Source organism: Halobacillus naozhouensis, assembly GCF_029714185.1.
GTDB classification, from domain to species: domain Bacteria; phylum Bacillota; class Bacilli; order Bacillales; family Halobacillaceae; genus Halobacillus_A; species Halobacillus_A naozhouensis.
The window spans coordinates 3435978-3456806 of sequence record NZ_CP121671.1 but is presented as its reverse complement, the minus strand read 5'-3'; the positions used below and the strand labels follow the sequence as shown (position 1 = coordinate 3456806).

At 36.7% G+C, this 20829-nt stretch carries 24 protein-coding genes; 18 read left to right on the top strand and 6 right to left on the bottom strand.

Annotation, left to right across the window (positions count from 1 at the left end; all coding sequences use genetic code 11):
- Together P9989_RS21725 and P9989_RS17795 are read right to left on the bottom strand one after the other, a co-directional pair.
- The gene (locus tag P9989_RS21725; RefSeq protein ID WP_390305280.1) at nucleotides 1-204 is read right to left on the bottom strand and encodes an IS3 family transposase; all 204 of its coding nucleotides are present in this window, start codon (nucleotides 202-204) and stop codon (nucleotides 1-3) included.
- Nucleotides 159-305 carry a hypothetical protein gene (locus tag P9989_RS17795; protein ID WP_283076194.1) on the bottom strand — a complete coding sequence of 49 codons (147 nt, stop codon included), beginning with the start codon at nucleotides 303-305 and terminating at the stop codon, nucleotides 159-161. Before P9989_RS17795 ends, P9989_RS21725 begins: the two co-directional genes overlap by 46 nt.
- Before the next feature lie 569 nt (nucleotides 306-874).
- Here P9989_RS17795 and P9989_RS17790 point away from each other — a divergent pair.
- Nucleotides 875-2254, top strand: a complete 1380-nt coding sequence (locus P9989_RS17790; protein ID WP_283076193.1) for an alkaline phosphatase — start codon at nucleotides 875-877, stop codon at nucleotides 2252-2254.
- Between the two features lie 205 nt (nucleotides 2255-2459).
- Nucleotides 2460-3305, top strand: coding sequence for an endonuclease/exonuclease/phosphatase family protein (locus tag P9989_RS17785; protein ID WP_283076192.1), 846 nt, complete (start codon nucleotides 2460-2462; stop codon nucleotides 3303-3305).
- Between the two features lie 185 nt (nucleotides 3306-3490).
- Here the strand turns inward: P9989_RS17785 and P9989_RS17780 are convergent, their stop codons facing one another.
- Nucleotides 3491-3697 carry a hypothetical protein gene (locus P9989_RS17780; protein ID WP_283076191.1) on the bottom strand — a complete coding sequence of 69 codons (207 nt, stop codon included), beginning with the start codon at nucleotides 3695-3697 and terminating at the stop codon, nucleotides 3491-3493.
- A gap of 573 nt (nucleotides 3698-4270) precedes the next feature.
- On the opposite strand from P9989_RS17780, the gene P9989_RS17775 reads away from it, so the two are divergent.
- A complete protein-coding gene (locus P9989_RS17775; RefSeq protein ID WP_283076190.1) occupies nucleotides 4271-4852 on the top strand; it encodes a DUF4256 domain-containing protein in 582 nt (193 codons plus the stop codon).
- Between the two features lie 77 nt (nucleotides 4853-4929).
- Here the strand turns inward: P9989_RS17775 and P9989_RS17770 are convergent, their stop codons facing one another.
- Nucleotides 4930-6204, bottom strand: a complete 1275-nt coding sequence (locus P9989_RS17770) for an MFS transporter (RefSeq protein ID WP_283076189.1) — start codon at nucleotides 6202-6204, stop codon at nucleotides 4930-4932.
- Nucleotides 6205-7095: 891 nt separating this feature from the next.
- Here P9989_RS17770 and ppsA point away from each other — a divergent pair.
- Nucleotides 7096-9720, top strand: coding sequence for a phosphoenolpyruvate synthase (ppsA, locus tag P9989_RS17765; protein ID WP_283076188.1), 2625 nt, complete (start codon nucleotides 7096-7098; stop codon nucleotides 9718-9720).
- 442 nt (nucleotides 9721-10162) lie between these two features.
- Here ppsA and P9989_RS17760 read toward each other — a convergent pair whose 3' ends face one another.
- Nucleotides 10163-10387 (bottom strand): hypothetical protein, encoded by a 225-nt coding sequence (locus P9989_RS17760; RefSeq protein ID WP_283076187.1) that lies wholly within the window; start codon nucleotides 10385-10387, stop codon nucleotides 10163-10165.
- 179 nt (nucleotides 10388-10566) lie between these two features.
- Here P9989_RS17760 and P9989_RS17755 point away from each other — a divergent pair, with 179 nt between their 5' ends.
- The 14 genes from P9989_RS17755 to P9989_RS17690 all read left to right on the top strand — a co-directional run bounded on the left by P9989_RS17755 (nucleotide 10567) and on the right by P9989_RS17690 (nucleotide 19126).
- Complete coding sequence (locus tag P9989_RS17755) at nucleotides 10567-10992, top strand: hypothetical protein (protein WP_283076186.1); 426 nt, start codon at nucleotides 10567-10569, stop codon at nucleotides 10990-10992.
- Nucleotides 10993-11165: 173 nt separating this feature from the next.
- On the top strand, nucleotides 11166-11477 hold the full coding sequence (locus P9989_RS17750; protein WP_283075649.1) for a hypothetical protein: 312 nt from the start codon (nucleotides 11166-11168) through the stop codon (nucleotides 11475-11477).
- 296 nt (nucleotides 11478-11773) lie between these two features.
- Nucleotides 11774-12256, top strand: coding sequence for a small multi-drug export protein (locus P9989_RS17745; RefSeq protein ID WP_283075648.1), 483 nt, complete (start codon nucleotides 11774-11776; stop codon nucleotides 12254-12256).
- A 227-nt stretch (nucleotides 12257-12483) separates the two neighbouring features.
- Nucleotides 12484-12741: a DUF3953 domain-containing protein gene (locus P9989_RS17740; protein ID WP_283076185.1), complete on the top strand. Its 258-nt coding sequence runs from the start codon at nucleotides 12484-12486 to the stop codon at nucleotides 12739-12741.
- A gap of 98 nt (nucleotides 12742-12839) precedes the next feature.
- A complete protein-coding gene (locus P9989_RS17735; protein WP_283076184.1) occupies nucleotides 12840-13160 on the top strand; it encodes a hypothetical protein in 321 nt (106 codons plus the stop codon).
- A 185-nt stretch (nucleotides 13161-13345) separates the two neighbouring features.
- The gene (locus P9989_RS17730; protein ID WP_283078967.1) at nucleotides 13346-13603 is read left to right on the top strand and encodes a SunI/YnzG family protein; all 258 of its coding nucleotides are present in this window, start codon (nucleotides 13346-13348) and stop codon (nucleotides 13601-13603) included.
- A gap of 140 nt (nucleotides 13604-13743) precedes the next feature.
- Nucleotides 13744-14088 carry a hypothetical protein gene (locus P9989_RS17725; protein WP_283076183.1) on the top strand — a complete coding sequence of 115 codons (345 nt, stop codon included), beginning with the start codon at nucleotides 13744-13746 and terminating at the stop codon, nucleotides 14086-14088.
- A gap of 309 nt (nucleotides 14089-14397) precedes the next feature.
- Nucleotides 14398-14556, top strand: coding sequence for a hypothetical protein (locus tag P9989_RS17720; RefSeq protein WP_283076182.1), 159 nt, complete (start codon nucleotides 14398-14400; stop codon nucleotides 14554-14556).
- On the top strand, nucleotides 14538-14996 hold the full coding sequence (locus tag P9989_RS17715; protein ID WP_283076181.1) for a DUF3995 domain-containing protein: 459 nt from the start codon (nucleotides 14538-14540) through the stop codon (nucleotides 14994-14996). Before P9989_RS17720 ends, P9989_RS17715 begins: the two co-directional genes overlap by 19 nt.
- 409 nt (nucleotides 14997-15405) lie before the next feature.
- Entirely contained in the window at nucleotides 15406-15987 is a 582-nt protein-coding gene (locus P9989_RS17710) for a DUF1062 domain-containing protein (protein ID WP_283076180.1), read from the top strand.
- Between the two features lie 209 nt (nucleotides 15988-16196).
- Nucleotides 16197-16691 (top strand): GNAT family N-acetyltransferase, encoded by a 495-nt coding sequence (locus tag P9989_RS17705; RefSeq protein WP_283076179.1) that lies wholly within the window; start codon nucleotides 16197-16199, stop codon nucleotides 16689-16691.
- A 236-nt stretch (nucleotides 16692-16927) separates the two neighbouring features.
- Entirely contained in the window at nucleotides 16928-17422 is a 495-nt protein-coding gene (locus P9989_RS17700) for a DinB family protein (RefSeq protein ID WP_283076178.1), read from the top strand.
- Between the two features lie 283 nt (nucleotides 17423-17705).
- Nucleotides 17706-18188: a DUF4871 domain-containing protein gene (locus P9989_RS17695; RefSeq protein WP_283076177.1), complete on the top strand. Its 483-nt coding sequence runs from the start codon at nucleotides 17706-17708 to the stop codon at nucleotides 18186-18188.
- A 176-nt stretch (nucleotides 18189-18364) separates the two neighbouring features.
- A complete protein-coding gene (locus P9989_RS17690; protein WP_283076176.1) occupies nucleotides 18365-19126 on the top strand; it encodes a class I SAM-dependent methyltransferase in 762 nt (253 codons plus the stop codon).
- A gap of 156 nt (nucleotides 19127-19282) precedes the next feature.
- Here P9989_RS17690 and P9989_RS17685 read toward each other — a convergent pair whose 3' ends face one another.
- A complete protein-coding gene (locus tag P9989_RS17685) occupies nucleotides 19283-20482 on the bottom strand; it encodes an IS110 family RNA-guided transposase (protein WP_283076175.1) in 1200 nt (399 codons plus the stop codon).
- Between the last annotated feature and the right edge of the window lie 347 nt (nucleotides 20483-20829).

Sequence of the window (20829 nt, the reverse complement as noted above, 5' to 3'; positions counted from 1 at the left end):
TCATCCTATATGTAAGCAATCTAACCTTTCAAAAAAATGAGCAGCTATTTCTTCAAGGGAGTAGCTGCTCATTATTGGAATGTCAACAAAAACCCAGACAATTTTGTTAACGTGTTTCTTCTTGTATTCAACAGGGCTAAGGTATCCTAACGTCCCGTTTAAACGAATTTGATTGTACCAGTGGACATAATAAAATAAGGCCAATTCGAGTTCGTCTTACGTCCCGAAATGTTGTCTTCCGTAAACTTTATTTTAATTACCTTAAATGTAGCCTCCATCATTGTTTCCATTCGATTAGGAATCATTACGAAAAAGAGTTTTTCCCTCAAAGAGCTTCGTACACAAAGAACCTCTCACCAAAATACGGCGAGAGGTTCTTTGACTCTGTAAATGGAGATCCTTAAAGATGAACTTATATATTATTTATCTCGATTTCGAATCTTCAAGATAAAAGGATAGAAGCTAAAGATAAAGTCTTCATGAAAGAGCGTAATTGCAGAAGGTTGCATACTTTTTCGAGAAACCTTAGTGTGGAACGTCCAATTCATAAATAATCTTTTTAAACCATACTAAAAAATCGTATGGTTTTTATATATCCACCAACTTTTTGCCCAGGGATCAGCCCTTTATGACAAATAGCTCTCAAATTAACCGGGCCATTTATCACTGAAATTCACAACAAATCCTATGCTTCGGATACTTGTATCAAAAACGAACATTTGAGATTTTATCTCAAGAAGGGCACCTTTCTCAAAAGAGTTTGAGAGTTTTTTTAATAAACCTTAACTCAAAATTAATAATAGATTTACAACTTTCAAGTATTCTAGCAAATGAAATAAATAATCTACAAATTTCGACAAACGGAGGGGAAAATATGAATAAGAGATTTAAAACGTTAGCTGGGGTTACTATGGCAAGCGTTATAAGTATATCAGGACTAATTTCTGGACTGGATGCTGAAGCAAAAGTTGATTCTTCAGTAAAATCTAATCAAAAGAAGGCAGAAAATGTAATTCTGTTAGTCGGTGACGGTATGGGACCAAGCCAAGTTTCTGCTGCTGCCTACCTGAAAGGAAAGGGATACGGTGCAGGTGAATTAACAATGGATCAATTCTCAAACGTGGGTTATGCAAGAACCTTCTCTCACGATAATACCGTAACGGATTCAGCTGCCGCTGCAACAGCATTTTCCTCTGCGCATAAAACGGATAACGGGGTCGTTGGCAAAGCGCCAAAAACGGCTGAACACAGTGAGAACGAAGATCACTTTAATGTTGAATCTGTCCTTGAATCCGCTGAGCAAGCTGGTAAGTCGACAGGGCTTGTTTCAACAGCTAGAATTACTCATGCCACACCGGCCGCTTTTGCTTCTCATGTAGAGAACCGGGATAACGAAAATGAAATTGCTAAACAAATGTTATTAGACCATGACATCGAGGTCCTTCTGGGTGGCGGAAAGCGTCATTTCCTTCCTAAAGATGATGGGGGTAAACGCGAGGACGGCAAAAACATAATTGATGCAGCTAAAAAGAAAGGTTACGAGTTTGTTGACCACAAAGAAGAACTGAAAAATAAAAATGCTGACAAACTTCTTGGCCTATTTAATAAAAGCCACATGACTTATGAAATGGATCGCGAATTAACAGAAGAACCGAGTCTTGCTGCCATGACTAAGAAATCTCTTAAAGTGCTAAAAGACGATAAAGATGGATTCTTTTTAATGGTAGAAGGTGGTCGAATTGACCATGCAGGACATGCTAACTTTCCAGCTGCCAATATGCATGAAACCTTAGCCTTTGACAAAGCCGTAAAAGTTGCTTACGAATATGCTAAAAATGATCCAAACACACAAGTCATTGTGACAGCTGACCACGCTACCGGCGGAATGTCCGTTGGTGCCAATGGAACTTATGGATTTAACAAGGATGTCATTAGAAATGTAAAACACTCCGCTGAATTTATGGGAGAGAAAGTAAACAGTGAACGTTCTAATATTGAAGAAGTGATGGCTAAATATGCTGGAATCAATGACTTAACAAAGAAAGAAAAAACTGCAATTAAAACATCAAAAGATGCAGCAAGTGCGATTGCCCAAGTGATTAGTGACCGTGCATTGATTGGGTGGACCACAACAGGTCATACGGCTACCAATGTCCCTGTCTATTCGTATGGACCTCAATCGGATAAACTAACCGGAACGATCAACAACACAAAAATTGCCGAAGTTATATCAAACGCTATGAAAGTAAAATAAATGACCTAAACTAGGGGAGGGTGAACTTAAAAAGTTCACTCTCTTTTTTCGTGATTTCTCCGTGCTTCGTCCAGCAAGGGATCGAGTCAGGAAAATAAGATCCATATCTTCGCTCAATTTTACATAAAAGGAAAGATCCCTAAATAAGAGGTTCATAATCTTTGATTAAACTAGAATGGAAACTATTATAAGAAGGAGTGGTATAGTGCAAAAGATATTATTTGCTTTGCTTGCTGTTGTGTTATTTGTACCTTTGACAAACTCAGGATCTAGTGTTTTTGCTGAAAAAGAAGAGTTTTCGCGTGGAGAATCAGTCAACGTTAAGGTGATGTCCTACAACATACATCACGCTGAAGGTGAAGACGGTATTTTAAACCTAGAGAGAATTGCGCAGGTTATAGAAGGAACAGATGCTGATATTATTGGCTTGCAGGAAGTAGATAAGCACTGGTCTTCCCGCAGCGATTTTAAGGATCAGGCAAAACTGCTTGCGGAACGACTTGGCATGTTCTATACATACGCTGCAAACCTTGACTATGAATCTTCAAAAGAGGATGCGGCCAACAGACAATATGGAACAGCAATTTTAAGTAGGTATCCAATTATAGATTCTGTAAATCATTCCCTTCCTAAAATCGGAAATACAGAACAACGAGGGCTCCTTGAAGCTACTATTAATGTAAAAGGGACGCATCTTCAATTTTATAACACTCACCTTGCTTTGACTTCCGAAGAACGGAACATGCAAATTAAAGAGATTATCGATATTGCCGGCCGATCAGACGGACCAAAAGTAATAATGGGAGATCTGAATGCAGCACCGACAAGTGAAGAAATGAGGGCGATGTATACCCATTACAGTGATGCTTTCGCAGGGCAAAATAAGGCTTATACTTATTCTGCGACAAACCCTACGAAAAGAATTGACTACATATTCACTTCGAAAGATATGAAAACAAAAAACGGCCAAGTGATTGAAACACTGGCATCTGATCATCTTCCAATCACCTTGGAAATTACTTTGGATCGGTCTGAGCCTTATTACAAATAAACGAAAAAGTAGTAACTCTTACTGGCCAACAAAACGATAAAGTCTTGAGGAACAATGGTATCTTCAGTAAATGAATAGTAAAATAATTGAAAAACACCCCCTGAATCGTGCTCAATTTGCAATTGAGGGGGCCATGCTTTTTGTATTTATTATTTCCCACTTCTCCTAGGTATTCAATGAATATTCTAGGAAAGTATAAAAAAGTAATTGTCCATTCCCTTAAACGTATATTTGACATGTTTTGTTTTCTTATCCCAGTAAATAATCATATAATCATCCTGTTGGTCTATCACCTTTTTACCATACGGCAAGTGAGGGTAATCTTCTATTGTTATGTCGTCCATTGTCACTAACTGAGCAAGTACATATTGAATGTGCCCTTTTTGATCCATGCAATCTCCCTTTTTAGCGAACGTTACACATATTACCGTGACGTTACCTTAATATTACCAAAGTATTAACTACTTTAATCCCTTTGAAACGTATGTATGGAAATTAGAGGTCTGGTAGAAAACAAAACATCTATTCTTCTTCAAGGTGAGTAAATGAAATACGATGGATAATCCCCTTATAACAGGAGTTAAATAGGTTAATTTATGAAAAGGAGCGCAATTCTGAAGTAAGAATCGCGCTCTTTATTTATCTATAGGGCTAGATTGGGGATAATTAACAGAACCCTGGCTAGATGCAGTAAACTTTGAAGCATAGTTCTAAAATAGGGATAATTAGTTAAGCGACATACAATCTATCTGAATACACACAAACTCTTTAATCTTTATTCATCAAAGGGGCGCAATTCTGAAGCAAAGGATTGCGCTTTTATTAATGTATTGGAACAACAGATTGTGGAGGGGTGGATTTTACTAACTCCTATAATTTAGTGTAAACTGAATTTACAATTATGTAAGCGATTTATTAAAAAACAAATACCATTATGAGTAAAAATAATAAGGAGGCAAATTGACATGACAGAGAGTAGTAAAATCAGCAATAAAAAGGAGTTGTCACTAGAGCAACGTGAAGAATTATACAGAGTATTGAAAGCCCGTTTTGAGAAAAACATGAACCGCCATAAAGATCTTGAATGGTCTAAAGTCCAAGCAAAGCTGGATGCTAATACTGAAAAGCTGTGGTCACTCAATGAAATGGAGAGAACTGGCGGTGAGCCAGATGTTGTTGATTATGATAAAAACAAGGACGAATTCATTTTTTATGATTGTTCAGCGGAAAGTCCTAAAGGTCGCAGAAGTGTTTGTTACGACCGTGAAGCACTGGAGTCAAGGAAAAAACATAAACCGGAAAATAATGCTATTGATATGGCAACGACCATGGGCATTGAACTTTTAACGGAAGAACAATATCGCGCGTTGCAGAAACATGAAAACCTCGATAAGAAAACGTCGAGTTGGGTGCAAACACCATCTGATATTAGAGAGCGTGGCGGTGCTCTTTTTTGCGATTTTCGCTTCGGGCACGTTTTCGTGTATCACAACGGAGCAGAATCCTACTATGCTGCTAGGGGGTTCCGTGGCTCGCTAAGGGTCTAAATTCTGGACAAACAGCTAAATTTGCTCAAGAAGCAGAAGAATAAAAGAAAATCTAAGGAGTCTCATCTATTTGCTGATCAAATAGATGAGGCTTTTTTCTGGATATCCCTTACTTCCTTTTCTCCACAATAGGTTTCTGTTACAAAAAAAGAAGCGATTAAACCTGCAAAGCTTATAGCAAAGGTTAACCATAAACCACTCCTATAATTTTCAAACGAATATTGCCTTGCACCATCCATCCATGCACCACTCCAACTAAGGTCTATCATCAATCCGAACAAAGGTTGGATTAAACTCACAGCTAAGAAAACGCCCGTATTTACCAATGCAAGAGCCATCCCTGCTACCCAGGATGGAACCACTTCTTTCACAACGGCAAAAGAAACGACCATTTGAGCTGCTGCTAAACCAATCATTAAATACAGTAAAATCCCAGACCACCCTGGTTGCCAAGGCAGAATGATTAATCCCAACCAGCCCAATGCGGAAATTAGGGAACTTCCAATTACAAAAGGTTTCCTTGTTCCAGCTTTATCCGACCACCATCCGATCACAAGTGAGAAGAATCCGTAAGCTGTTAAACCTATAGTAGTGTTTAGGGATGCTTGCTTATTTGATAGGTCAAAACTATCCGTTAGTAAGGGAATGCCCCACAAGCCTGCAAAAGCGTAGAATGTTGCGTTTGTTCCTATACTAGCAATAAAAATCGGCCAAATATCTTTATTTAAAAATACCTGTATTAACTCTTTATACCATTTTTCCTTCATTCCTTCTGTCCTAGAATCGTTCATGTTCTGATTAAAACCTGCATCCTTAGGACTGTTTTCTACAAAAAGATATATCAAAATTCCTAATGATATAGCGGTGACACCGGTAGTAAGGAAAGTATTTCTCCAAGTAACGTAACTTAAAAGAACTGCCAGTGGACCTGCACTTATCGCTGCCCCAAGGTTGCCTAATAATAATGTGACCCCACTAATCATGCCATAATTTTTCTTATTGAACCATTGAGTATTAAATTTCATAATACCAATAAATACTGTGGCTCCTCCAAGTCCAACAAGAAATCTACCGAAACTAATCAACGCAAGAGTAGGGGATAAACTAAATATTAGTGAACCAAGACCTGCAATAATTGCGCCCGTACTTACAATTTTCTTTGGACCTACACGATCAGCTAAAACTCCTGCTGGGATTTGTAAAGCGGTATAGGTAACAAAATAAACGGCTGTTATAGACCCTAGAGTAGCACCGGTGATTTTAAATTCAACCATCAAATCAGATGCAAATGCTCCAGGAGCAAATCTCTCAAAAAAACCAAGCATGAAGATAAAGACTAATAAAATGTACATACACAATCTAATTCGAATAAACCTTTTATTTTGTACCTCGTCTAATGTATTAATCATTTAACCAGCCTTTCTATTAGAACGTTAAAAAGGAGACAACATCCTAATATTGCAAAGAAGACATCATTGATCAGATACTTGATTTCCACCTTTAGCTATAACAATCACTTCCTACTCCCTCTTATAATAATAAAATACATTTAAGGTAAAACATGGTACAAACTTACCATAGCAGTATGCGTGAGCGCTTTCAATAATGTTCAGTAAAGTACTAAAGGGGGGATTCAGTGAGTGGCTACGAGTTAAGTTGCAAATGAGATGAAGTAATTTTTCAACACTTAACGAATAATTGATTCTCCATTTAAGTGTTCACCCAATAACTTGAGCCAGTGGAAGCTGGCAGTTTGTTTGTAAAAATGTACTTAAACAAACGGGCTCTTTAATAGAGTAACGAAAAAAGCCCAATTTCTTAGTATTAATACTAAGAAATTGGGCTTTCATATTGGAGTTTCCTTAACGTCGTAAATACGTATTTTCCTGACGCTACCACTACATGACCATACATTTGCCTTGTGAAATAGGTTTTTTCTTGTACATTATGATCCATCATAGCGATGGGCGCGTAAATAAATTGATAAAAATATAAAACTGTGGTAGATTTATATAGATATACGCTGTTAATGGATTTCCGTATAATTTCCCTTATTTTAATTATACCTCGCGAAATTCTTTTCAGTCAACCCCTATTTTTATTTTTTTAAAAAGGAGTGTTTGCTAGGAACATGGAACTTCGCCAGGAGCAGGAACGAGTGGACAGTGTAATTGGTTGATCAGATGCCCAATTTTTTTCGTATGATTCGTATTGGTATTGAGTGATAAATGGGAGGGGAAGAAATGAAACCATATGTATTAGAGTTTCGGGAGATTGATAAAACGAGACAAATGTTAGTCGGTGGCAAAGGGATGAATTTGGGCGAATGTTCGAGGATTGAAGGAACACTTGTACCAGAGGGATTTTGTGTTACCACTGAGGCATATAAAAGAGTCATTGGAGAAAATGTGGAGCTTCATCAATTACTGGATCAACTAGCAGTTCTAAAAGTGGAGGAACGAGAAAGAATTAGTGAAGTCAGCAGGAAGATTCGTGAGTTGATTGAGGGGACCGGGATCGAGAAGGGGATCGAAGAAGAGATCGATCGCTGTCTCTCAACTTTTGGCGCCGAGCATGCCTATGCTGTTCGTTCAAGTGCTACAGCCGAGGATCTTCCATTTGCCTCCTTTGCTGGTCAACAGGACACCTATTTAAACATCAAAGGAAAGGACACCATTTTACAACATATTAGTAAGTGCTGGGCTTCACTATTTACTGATCGTGCTGTGATTTATCGAATGAAAAACGAATTTGACCATCGCAAGGTTTATCTGTCTGTTGTTATTCAAAGGATGATCTTTCCACAAGCTTCCGGAATATTATTTACAGCTGATCCAGTTACCTCAAACCGTAAGATGCTGTCAATCGATGCTAGCTTTGGACTCGGTGAGGCACTTGTCTCTGGCTTAGTATCTGCGGATTGTTATAAAGTACAGGAAGAGGAAGTCGTCGATAAGATGATAGCAACTAAAAAACTAGCCATCTATGCCTTAAAAGAAGGCGGAACAGAGACACAGCAGATCGAGCCTGGTCAGCAAAAGACTCAAACCCTTACTGACCGACAAATTTTACAACTAGCAAAGATCGGTAGACAGATCGAAGCTTATTTTGGTTGCCCACAAGACATTGAATGGTGTTTGGTTGATGATACATTTTACATTGTTCAGAGTCGTCCAATTACGACTCTATACCCCATCCCTGAAACGAATGTCCAAGAAAATCACGTCTATGTATCTGTTGGACATCAACAAATGATGACCGACCCCATGAAACCATTGGGAATGTCTCTATTCCTGTTAACCACTCCTGCACCCATGCGTAAAGCTGGTGGAAGGTTGTTTGTTGATGTAACACCTATGTTGGCTTCACCTGTTAGCAGGAGAAATATAGTAGATACCTTGGGGCAATCCGATCCGCTCATAAAAGACGCGCTCATGACTATAGCAGAGCGAGAAGGTTTTATAAGATCGATATCAAATGGTGAAGAAGAAAAAGCTCCGAGTCACAGTGAAAGCAATAGAGATACGTCTGAGAGTTTTCTAGAAAAAATGGAAAACGATCCGACAATCGTTCATGAATTGATTAAGAGTAGTCAAACATCGATAGAAGAGTTAAAACAAAACATCCAAACGAAATCAGGACCGGAATTATTTAGGTTTATTCTAGAAGATATCCAGCAATTAAAGAAAGTTTTATTTGACCCACAAAGTTTGGAAGTGATTAGGGCTGCTATGGACGCTTCATCATGGATCAATGAAAAAATGAATGAGTGGTTGGGTGAAAAGAACGTAGCAGACACGCTATCTCAATCTGTACCAAACAATATTACTTCGGAAATGGGGCTAGCACTGCTGGATGTCGCAGATGTGATTCGTCCTTATCCAGAAGTAGTTGATTATTTACACCATGTAAAAGAGGAAGATGATGACTTTTTAAATGAATTGATAAAGTTCGATGGTGGAAAGGAAGCACAAGCCGCTATCTATGAATATCTCAACAAATATGGCATGCGGTGTGTCGGAGAAATCGATATTACTAAAACCCGTTGGAGCGAAAAACCAACTACACTTGTCCCCATGATTCTCAGTAACATCAAAAATTTTGAGCCAAATGCTAGCAATCAGATATTTGATCAAGGACGACAGAAGGCTTTGAGAAAAGAACAAGAGTTATTAGATCGTTTGAAACAATTACCGGATGGTGAACAAAAAGCCAAAAAAACAAAACGTATGATCAGCCTAATACGGAATTTCATCGGTTATCGTGAATATCCAAAATACGGCATGATTAATCGCTACTTCCTTTATAAGCAGGCTTTACTGAAAGAAGCTGAACAACTCGTACAAGCCAACGTTATTCATGAAAAAGAAGATATATACTACCTCACTTTTGAAGAACTTCACGAAGTCGTCCGCACAAATAAATTGGATTACCAGATCAACAGCAAACGAAAAGACGAGCACAAACTATATGAAAAACTAACTCCTCCACGTGTTATTACGTCTGATGGTGAAATCATTACAGGGCAGTACAAACGAGAAAATCTCCCAGCCGGAGCTATTGTAGGTCTCCCCGTTTCTTCGGGAGTTATAGAAGGACGAGCACGTGTCATCTTAAACATGAAAGATGCTGATCTAGAAGATGGAGATATATTAATCACCGCCTTTACTGACCCTAGCTGGACACCATTGTTTGTATCCATTAAAGGTCTGGTCACCGAAGTGGGGGGACTGATGACCCATGGAGCGGTTATCGCACGTGAATATGGCTTACCAGCAGTTGTCGGAGTGGAAAATGCTACGAAGTTGATCAAGGATGGACAAAGGATCAGGGTGAATGGAACAGAAGGGTATATAGAAATACTATAATTGATACATTTTAGATCGTAAAAGAAAAGCATTCGAATTAGGAGAATCATTATTAAGAACCTTATCACTAGGACATACAAGGGGATAGTAACTGAAGATCGATATTAATGTCGTTATGGTTATCTTGAAATCGGATCTTCTGTTAAAAGGAGCGCAATTCTGGAGTGAGAATTGCGCTCTTTCATTATGGAAAGGATCATATTCGTGAATACTAGACTGTGAAACTGGTGACAATTTGAAATAATTGTTGTTAAGCTAAACTTTAACATAATGGGAGATGGGATACATTTGTTAAAAAATAAACATTTTCAAATAATTATTGGAGTAATTATGAAGCCAGTGGAGTTATGTTCTATTTCCTCGAAAAAATCCCTTAATCGCTGAAGATATAGCTACGACTGGGATAAGTGGGATAACTGCCAACATAGGATACAAGCCACGTTCATCCGTGAAAAAATACTGGAGCAAGGTGTTTTGCTCCTACAAGTGTTCCGATCATTATTAATACTCCCAGAGAAACTCGTAGTGCATAACGAAACGATAAGTATCTTTTTGATTTTTTATAATCCTTTTTCACTTCAGCTTCTGCTACAAGTTTGTGTATGACAACTGCAAGCTCCTTCGTGGTAAGTGTAATTAAGAGTCCTGTAATTGGCAAAGCCATCATATTTGTTTAGACTATCTCGAAATCAAGTCTTCAAGATAAGGGCCAGATTGTTGAATAAGGATTATTAAAGACATAGCGATTTTTTGTTTCCATTTTGTGTTAAAACGGAAACAAATTTTGAAAAATTTGTAGTATATAGTAAGAATTTAATTGAAGGTTTAACGGATAGGGGGAGACTATTGAAAAAGGTTCTTTTTGTATTTATGGTTATATTTATCAGTTCAATTTTAGTTGCTTGTGGAGGTTATTCACCTGAAAACAACTGGGTTTTGGAAAAAAGCAGGTTGGGTGAAGTAGGTGAAATTGAAACATATGTAACGAAACTGCAGAATAATTCGGATACCAGAGGATTTAAAGTATTTACAATATCAGAAGGTAAAAAAATGGTTGTAGTATCATCTGGAAATGAAAATAAATCATTGGAGTTAGATAATGTAGATATAGTTTTAGGGGATACCAAAATTACTCTATCTGAGAGCGAAAAGAAAAATGGCGAAAATAACCCGTATATAATGGTAGGACTAGGTGCTATAGAGGGTGAGTTGTCTGTAGAGAATGTAGATGGAAATAGTTTTGAGGAAACGTATCTAGGTAAGGGAGATTAGTTCTGAAATCAAATCTTCTGTAAAAAGGCGCAAGAATTGGATAAGACTTGCGCTACTTTTGCTTTAATACGAAGGTCCAGATAACTGAATAACTCATTGCAAAAACAAAGCCAATTTGAAATAATTGGTATAATATTTTCATCTTGATTATACCTTACTGGAGTGTTGTTTATATGAATGAAATTGTTTGGAGTGATATTGTAGTCCAATTAATTACTTTTGCAATTTTAATACTAACCATTGTACTAATTGTGTTAGCTTTTCGAGAAACGATTAAACGATCTAAACAGATTGATAATATGCCAATTATATACATAGTCATTGATATAGCACTTATATTGTTACTTTGGTTTGTTCTCGATTTTATAGGAGTCAACATATCATATGTAGTTCCAAATTTAATGGAATGGGCGACAAAATTTATACTTCCTTGGATAGTATTATATTGGCTTATAAGACTTATTAAGAGTTTTGAGAAGAAATAAATCATATTTCCTCCGTTAACGGGGCGCGTTTATCGAGTAACGCGTCTTTTTTACATTTTGGACCAGTTTGTTGAACAAGAATAATTGAAGAAAGAAGGAAATGATTATTCCATTTTATGTTAGAATGAAATGGCTTTCATAATTCTTATAAAAGGAGGCAAATTGTATTCTCATAATAATTGGCGCTCTTTCTTTATGAAAAGGGCCATTTTGTTGAAAAGCTTTTGTTTTAAACTGATGAACTTGAAAGGAAATATGCTGAAAGTGAAGGTAAAGCATATATGGGGTATTAGAGAATGATATGGACGTATTTTATTATTTTTTTATTAGCAGCAATCCCTTTTTTTGAGGTAGCAATGATAGTACCGATTGCAATTATAGGTGGTATTCCAGCAATCCCAGTTATTATTATTGCATTTTTAGGCAATTTATTAACGCTAGTTTTACTTATTGTGTTTGTAGACTCAGTTCGCAATTGGCGTAAGAAGAAAATAGGCAATAAAGAAAAAAGTGACTCTAAAAATAAACGTGCGAAGAATATTTGGGATAAATACGGTTTGCCTGGCTTAGCATTCATTGGACCGTTTTTTGTAGGTAGTCATTTAACAGCACTACTAGCTGTCTCATTTGGCGGTACACGTTCAAAAACCTTAGCATTAATGACGGCTAGTATCGCATTTTGGGCAATTTTACTTGGTAGTGCAGCTTATTTGGGTTTTGATTTTCTAGTAAAAGATGATGATAATTTTGGTTTTATCACAAGACTTTTAAATCAATAACAAACATTGTTCCATTAACGGGGGCAATAGTGGAAGATCACTATTATTGGCTTTTAAAATTATCTTGAAATCAAGTATTCTGTTATCGGGCGCTTATCCGGAATAAGGATTTGCGCTCTTTTGCATGAAATGGGCCAGATTGTTGAAGATCCTTTCAAAAGATATTTGGATATTTATGTTAAAATAGATACAGATTGCGAGGGGGAAGGAAGAAAAGGTGATAAATATTGTTTAAAATTAGTAGAATTATCTTGGCACTGGTCGTTGTTTTTCTATCAGGATATAGTTTGTTTAATCAAACCCCTGAATTACAGCCGTTTACGATGTTATCCCTAGGAGCGTTCTTGTTAGTAATAGGGTTAGACGAACTTCAAAAACACAGAAATGACCTTCATAAAACCAATAAAAGATTTTGGGGGTATGCGAACATAATTGTTTCTTTATTTGTTTTTTTCGTTGCTATACAGGGATTCTTGTTAAACTAAAGGGCGCAATTCTCGAGCAAAGAATTGCGCTTTTCTTAATGTATAGGGCCATTTGTTAAGGAGAAATTTAGAAAGAAAAAATGAAGGTGGGATGAAATATGATTGATGCTGGTTGGCTTAACGTCGGAAGTTTGATACTTGGATTAGTAGCTTGGATAATTCCTATTATTAATCTTGCGGGAGATAAAAAACAGAAGAATATGAAATGGATTGCTCTTTCTATTATCAGTTTCAGCGCTTGCGCTATCGCAATATGTTTACAAATTTTTTATAACCTTCACTTGGTAAAAATTGAAGACTGGGCTGCTCTGGGGGATACAATGCGTGGTGTAGCTGTTGCTTCAACAGTACTTGTCATTGTTACCATTTTATTAAATGCACTTACGTTGTTTTTATATCGGGATAGGGGCGCATTGTAAAACAATCGGGCGCTTATCTTGAATAAAGGTAAGCGCCCTTCTTACATATAAGGGCAAGATAGTTGAAGACTTGATTTCGAGGTAATAGTCAGTTGAAACTAAATTGGATTGGTATCGTATCTATAATAATAGGTGTTAAATCCGAAATGTATTGGACATATAATTTAAGTTTTGGGGGGTTTTTTATGATAGGAATAAAAGTAAAAGAGAGTAACGAAAATATTATTGTTTCATGGCAGCTTAGCAAAGTAGAGATACCGAAAAATGAAACCATAGAAGTCATTAGTGATGAAACATATGGTGGGGAAGAGCAAACTGCTATGAGAATTGGATATCCTTATGCTACGACGGAAAGGGTTGTAATAAAAACAAGTAAACAGAATTACATTCTTTTTACTAACGACACATCCATAAAAAACAAAATAGATCGAATGATTAAATAAGTACATAGATTCGTGAATGACGGGAGATTAACTCAGTATCAAGTTTTTATGTATTGAGGGCGGAATGCTAAAAAGATGATTTTTCCTAATTATTTAAGCACAGGGACTATTATAGATGTATCTTTAAAGGGGATTACCAAATGTTAAAAAGCAAGATGTTCTTCATTATTGCAGCTTTAGCTATTACTTTGATAGGTTGTTCACAGGTTGAAGAAGGAACATTTATTCAAGGAGAAATAAAAGAAATCAATAAAAAAAGTGGGGATATGGAAATTGAAATCAAATCATGGACAACAGTTGGCGATGCAGGATTCTCTACAGAGTCATATGAATTTGAAAATAAGCCAGATTCACAAACTATACGAGTGACCAATCCAAAGAAATATGGTGAAGGGCAAAAAGTACAGGTGAAGGTTATCAAAAATTATGATGAAGATGTCTGGGATTTAGATAGATTAAATTTTGAAGTAGATACGGTGAATTAGATTATTAACCTATTGGATGCGTTAATTGAAGATCTTGAAGATATCTTAAAATCAAGTCTTCCGTGATAGGGGCGCGTTTGTGGAACAATCGGGCAGGATAGTTGAAGACTCAGTTTCGAGATAATATTAAATTCATCCTTAGTTATTTACGTAATTCTTTTAAAAGGATTGAGCTTTTTTTATAGAATTCTTTAGCCTAATGAAGAGTTTTTAGGCGTAGATGTGATTGAAGGGATCCCAGCAATTTATGGTCACAAAGGAATGTTTCGTTTTCCTTAATAATTAATCATGTAGAAAGGGCGAATAGTTATGATTTCGAAAGAACTCATGTTACTTGACCGGCAGCCTGAACGATCTCGAAATCAATCTCTGATGTTGGCGGGGTATGGTGTATTCATTTGGTCAATTGCCTATATGCTGCCCCACCTTTATTGGGCTATGGCGGAACAGTGGGTTTTTCGCTTCTAAAACCATCTGTTGCTGAACTTCCAGAATTTCAGCTGATAAACTGGGTAGCTTCAGTCATCCTTACAGCTGCAGGGTTTCTTGGTCTGGCCTTTGTTCATCTTAAGAAAAGAAGAATTCTAACCTGGTTGCTGCTCACAATAGCTTTGATCGGTTGTGCTATTTCTACTTCCCATGGCATTTATGGAATTATTTATCGGATTCTTCAAATGACAGGTGTGGTGGGGTTGGAATCAGAAACCTTTAACATAAGTGAACATGCCTATGTACTTTGGGATCTACTCCTATTTGAACCATGGTTTATAATTGAAGGTCTCCTATTAGGAGTCGTCGGTTGGCATTACCATACGAAGCCGAGTAATAAACAGATTTGGCTGATTTTATGTACAATAGGGATAATTACTGGCCTGGTTACAGGTCTGTTAGGTGTAAGGTTTGCATAGTTCTTAAATCGCAATATTATCCTGAATTCGAGTCTTAAAGAAACGGGCTAGAATGGAACAAGCCGAACATAATTTGCAATCGCCCTTTTTTTCACTGATAATATTGTTAGAGAATAGCTTTGACACAGAGTACCATAGTGGTATACTGATATATAGGAGAAATATGGAAGGTGGAATTGATTTGCCAACAACTTGTAATGGTTAAAAAGTAACTCAATAGTACATTTTTTCTTAGCATTTTTAGTCATAGGATAAGTGTGTCTATTTTTAACCATTACAGGGAACGCGGGATAATCAGTTGGTTTAATTCCTAGCGGGATCCCTATAAGGTATCCCGCTTTTCAAAATGGGAAATCTTTCTCCATTCAACCGTTATTGGCGTTCCTCTGAATTACAGGAGGAGCGATGTATGAGCGTTTATGATTTATTAACATATGAGATTATTCCTCAAGAAATACCCAACGTAATCAGGAACTGTAGTAAATGTAAAAGGGATACAGAATTCTATTGTAGTGAGAAATTCAGGATAAATTCAAATCAAAAAATGGTTGATGTTTGGGTCATTTATAACTGTACACATTGTGAGGGAACTTGGAATTTACCTATTTTATCTAGAGTACACGTAAACAAAATTAATTCTGAACTATATTACAAATTTATGGATAATGATAAAGAGACAATCTGGCACTATGCTTTTCAATTCACTCATTTGCGAAAACTATGTAATGAAGTGAATACAAATATACGTTTCGAGTTAAAGGAGGAAAGGCTTGAATCAAAATCTCACAATCTCATCATTAGGTTTTACTCTAAATATGATTTTGATCTTAGAATTGATAAACTATTGGCAGAAATACTTGGCATTTCAAGGTCCAATCTAAAAAAACTGGAGATTGATGGAATGTTAATGCTAAATCCAAATATAAATATGAAGAAAAAAATTATTGATAATTTACAAGTAACAGTTGCAGGTAGTTTGTATAAAAGTTAAGGCTGTGATTTATTCATGAAAGTCTTCAGTTATTATGTTATTTGGGCTTTAATAAGTAATTAAAGGGGCTAACTCTCAGAAGGAGTTCAGCCCCTTCTTCAATACCAAAAAAGCTTTTGTTGAGGCCTTGGGGGAAGAAAGCTATGAATCCTGTTTAGGGAAAATCTTTTTTTATTGGTAAATCCAGCTAGGAATGGGGTTTTAACAAGATGATTTCTTTAAGAAATGTTCAAGATGCAGATTTAGAACAGTTATTACTTATTGAGAATGAGGGCTTTTCGTTAGAAGAAGCTGCACCAAAAGAAATATTTTTGGAGAGTCAGTTGATAGCTGATACCTTTATTGTGGCAGAAAGGGATGGGGAGATTCTTGGATATATTAATGGACCTGTTATTAATCAACCTTACATAACCGATAATCTTTTTACGGAAATCAAAGAGAATCCGAAAAAAGGAGGATATCAGAGTGTTTTAGGATTAGCAGTGTCCAAACAAGCAAGAAGTCAAAGGATTGCAAAGAATTTAATTGATAGAATGGAAGAATTTGTAAAAGAAAATGAAAGAGAAGGAATTACTTTAACTTGTAAACAGGAATTAGTATCTTTTTATGAAAAATTAAGGTTTGATAACCATGGCATGTCTGAATCAAAACATGGTGGAGTAAGTTGGTATAACATGGTCAAATTAAGAGAGGGTATGAATTGATATTTTTTCATGTAGCTGATAATGAAGAAATCTATTAGTAACCTGGAAAATCTGGTTAATAATAATATACGAGGGGGCGATTATTCAATAAGAATAGTTGCCTTTTTTTTATCTTAAGAATTGTGCAGGAAAATGGAAAAACACATTGAATATTTTGGTAAGTGGGTATTTAAAATTCCTTTGAGAATTCTGTATGGTTTTATCTATTAAACTGATTAAATTGGAGGGAATGGGAAATGGAGGTAAAAACACTTTTGTTACAACAATGGGCAAGCTGCTTAGATGAAGAAGATTGGTTTCCGCCACTTGAAAAAGTGCTAGAGGATATTACCTTTGAACAGGCAATTTGGAAACCAGCTAATGGGACAATGAATTCCATTTGGGAATTAGTTAGTCATTTACTTTTCTATGAAAAGAGATATCTGATGCGATTTCTTGGTGAAACAGCGAATGAACCACAGGCAGAAAATAATGAATCTACATTTCGATTACCAACTGAGACGGTAGAAAATTGGAAGGAAACAAAACAAGAATACTTTTATGTTCATCGCGAACTTGAAAAAATACTAGCAAAATCAGAACATGTAGATTTGTATAGAAAGGTTCCAGGAGAAGATAATTCACTAGTGCTTGAATTGAAGAGTTTAGCAATGCACGACGCATATCATATTGGGCAAATTGTATTCCTTAGTAAAATGCAGGGAGCTTGGGCAGGGAAACGCAGCTTTTAAAAAGGCTTCATTAGCTTTACAGTTTTTCCATTATAGGGGGCTAAAACGGAAGATTATATATGAATTACCTCGAAATCAATACTTCAAGATAAGGGGCGCGTTTATCGAATAACGTGTCCTTTTTTTAATTTAAGGGCCATATTATGGAATAAGGAATTGTGGAAATGGTGGAATTTTGAAATAATTGTTAGTAATGTTAACGCGGTATAGGGAGAATTTATCTGATTTAGAATAACCACCATCATTTGAGTTACTAATAACGCAGATATAGAAAGGGGACAAGATGAAAAAAATACTTAGTTTAGTGACGATAATATGCCTATTACTAATTGGTTGTTCAAAACAAGAGCCAACCATTAAGACTGAAAACTGGGAAGTGAGCGGAACATTAGTAAGGGAAGTTGTAGTCACTGATGATGGGCAAAAAGGTGATTTTGTATTTAGGATTGGTAATAATGGCAAATTAGGTTTTGCAGAGTATGGACCGTTTATTGAAGGCGAAAAACAGAAATATATGTGGCATTTTTGGGGCGAACAAAAAGTATTAACGCAATCGTTTAAAGTTATTGCGGTAAGTAAAGAAACAGGTGAAAACCTAACCGTTTTTGAAACCCCAAATAACAATCCCGATCTTACACCTCATATGGGTGCAGACCATCATATTCCTTCATTGATGATGTTACCGAGTCCAGGATTATGGAAGTTAAAAGCATACTTTGGTGAGAATTTATTTGGAAGTGTGGTAATTAATGTAGAAGAGAAATAAATTTGTCTTCATTTCTTATGCTAACGGCTGCCATACTTTAAAGTCTTAGAAACATTCTTCCGGAATAGGGCGCGTTTATCAAATAACGCGTCCTCTCTACATTTTAAGGGCTATATTGGGAGGAATAAATTCCAAAGTTTGTTATAATGATACTAAATTTTGAGGGGGTGGGAAAATTGTTAGGGTATTACAGCACACTATCATCTGAAGTGTACGATATGGATAAACCTATTGGTCATTCATTTGGGGATGTAGAATTTTACATAGATAGATTAACCTCTGTCAAAGGACACATTCTTGAACCTGCTACAGGCACAGGGCGTGTTCTCATTCCACTTTTGGAAAAGGGAATGAATGTTGATGGTTTTGATAGTTCCTCCGATATGTTAGAAATATGCCGTAAAAACTGCGAAAAAAGAAGTTTGACTACTAAGCTTTTCGAAGCACAAATGGAATCTTTCTCAGTGGATACTGAATATGAAGCTATTATTGTCCCAACGGGAACATTTTTGTTATTGCACGAAAGGGAAAAGTCCATCAAAGCATTAAAGAATTTTTTTCAGCATCTTTGCAATGGTGGAAAGCTCATTCTCGATATTTTCTTACAAACTGAAATACCAATGGGGGAAGTTTCTACGAGGACATGGCAGTGTTCCAATGGGGATATTATCACATTGGAAGATAGAAATGTGGAAGTAGATTATGTTCAACAATATACAGTTTCCCATGGACGATTCGAGAAATGGAGAAATGGGAGACTTATACAAACTGAACTGGAACGCTTTCCACTAAGATGGTATGGGATTGAAGAATTCAAAATGATTCTTAAGGAAATTGGCTTTGTGAACATTGAAATTTCATCAGACTATAATTTTGGAGAATACCCAAAATCCCCAGATCAAATAGTTACCTTTGAGGCCGTAGCAAGCAAAGGGTAAACTTTATTTTATTAAACAATACCAGCTAATAGAAGGTCAATGGCTAAAGGTAAAAAAGATTAATTTGACATGGTAAAATAAAAAAGAACATACTAAATAAACTTCAATATTAATGGATTTGAAGTATTTTCTATAAAAGTATTTTATTGGTTCCTTTTAAACCACATAGGCCTTTTTACTTTTTAAGATGGCATAAATCCAGTGAATGAGCTTGTTTGCACAAGCAATGATCGCCACTTTATGTGGTTTGCCTTCTTCTCGCTTTTTATCGTAATATGCTCTTAATTTTGGGTTGCGATTCTTGGTTATTCCACATTGGACCGCGTTATATAGACTTTGTCGCAGGCGAGCCGATCCTCTTTTTGTAATTCGGTTAATGGTTGCTTTAAACTGTCCAGATTCATGGACGCTCGGGTCCATTCCTGCGTAGGCGACGAGTTTCTTAGGGTGGTTAAACTGGTCAATCTCCCCAATCTCGGAAAGGATTGTTGCCGCAATCTTTCCACCAATACCGGGAAGTGATCGGATAATTTCATACTCATCAAATTCTTCAGCCAAGGCATCTATCTCTTTCAGTAGCTTCGATAGGTGCCTTTGGTATTGAAGAAGAAGTTGAATAAACATCGTTAAACTCACCACATGGCTCGTATATAAATTACGTCTGAAAGGGTCTCGCTCAGCTGCCTCTTTTAGCTGATGGGCTTTATCTAATGCCCATCCATAGGAGCGTTTAACCCCTTGTTGGAGAATCACTTCAGCGATTTTTTCCTTCGTTTCCTCCTTAACACCTTGAGGTGTTTGATAGTGGAGTAACGTTCGTAAGGAGGTGGGTGAATAGAGTGCTCCAAAGACAGTTTTATATTCCGGAAAGACTTGATCCAATACGGTTTGGAACTGAAGTTTAACTTGTACATAAGTTCCTGTTAACGCGTCATGTTGGCGCGTTAGATTCCTCAAATTCATGATTTTGACGGTTTTCTTTTTGAAAGGTTGGAGGTCATCATATAGATAATACATCTCCCCTAAACGAAAGGCATCAATGGCGTCGGTTTTTACTTTCCTTAAGCTCATCTTCTTAGCTTCATGGGAAAGAACCGGATTCACCAAATAATAGACAATTTGATGGTCCTCTAAGAACTGCAAAACTGGTTCATGGTAATGGCCAGTAGATTCAAAAACGACGACCGGAGGTCGCCCTGTGATTTCTTCCACCTCTAACCAAAACTGATAAAAATCATGTAAGCCTAAAACGTTATGCTCGAAAACAAAGCTTTTCTTATAAGGATCTTTTTTCTGTAAAAAGGCTTGTACTTGGCTTTTTCCCTTCGCAATATCCAGGCCAATGACTGGATCCATTCATTATCACGTCTCCTTTTGTTAGTTTCGCCGGCAGCCCCTATATCTAGCTTGTAGTGTCATAGCTTCGCTTGTTATGCGGGATCTAGGTCCCAACCAGCCTCAATCATGTTTCTACAAGTAGGGGGTGGACAGTATTGCGGACGGGATCAGAGTCCCACGGGCGCGAGCGTCCTACCCCGGCTACCTAAAGAATAACCTATAAGAAATAGGTCAACCAGATAAACTGGTTAACCTTATAATACGAACGGGCGCTTATCTTGAATAAAGGTAAGCGCCCTTCTTACATATAAGGGCCATATTCTGGAATGTTTGATTTCGAGATATTGACGTGAATTTAGGTCTAT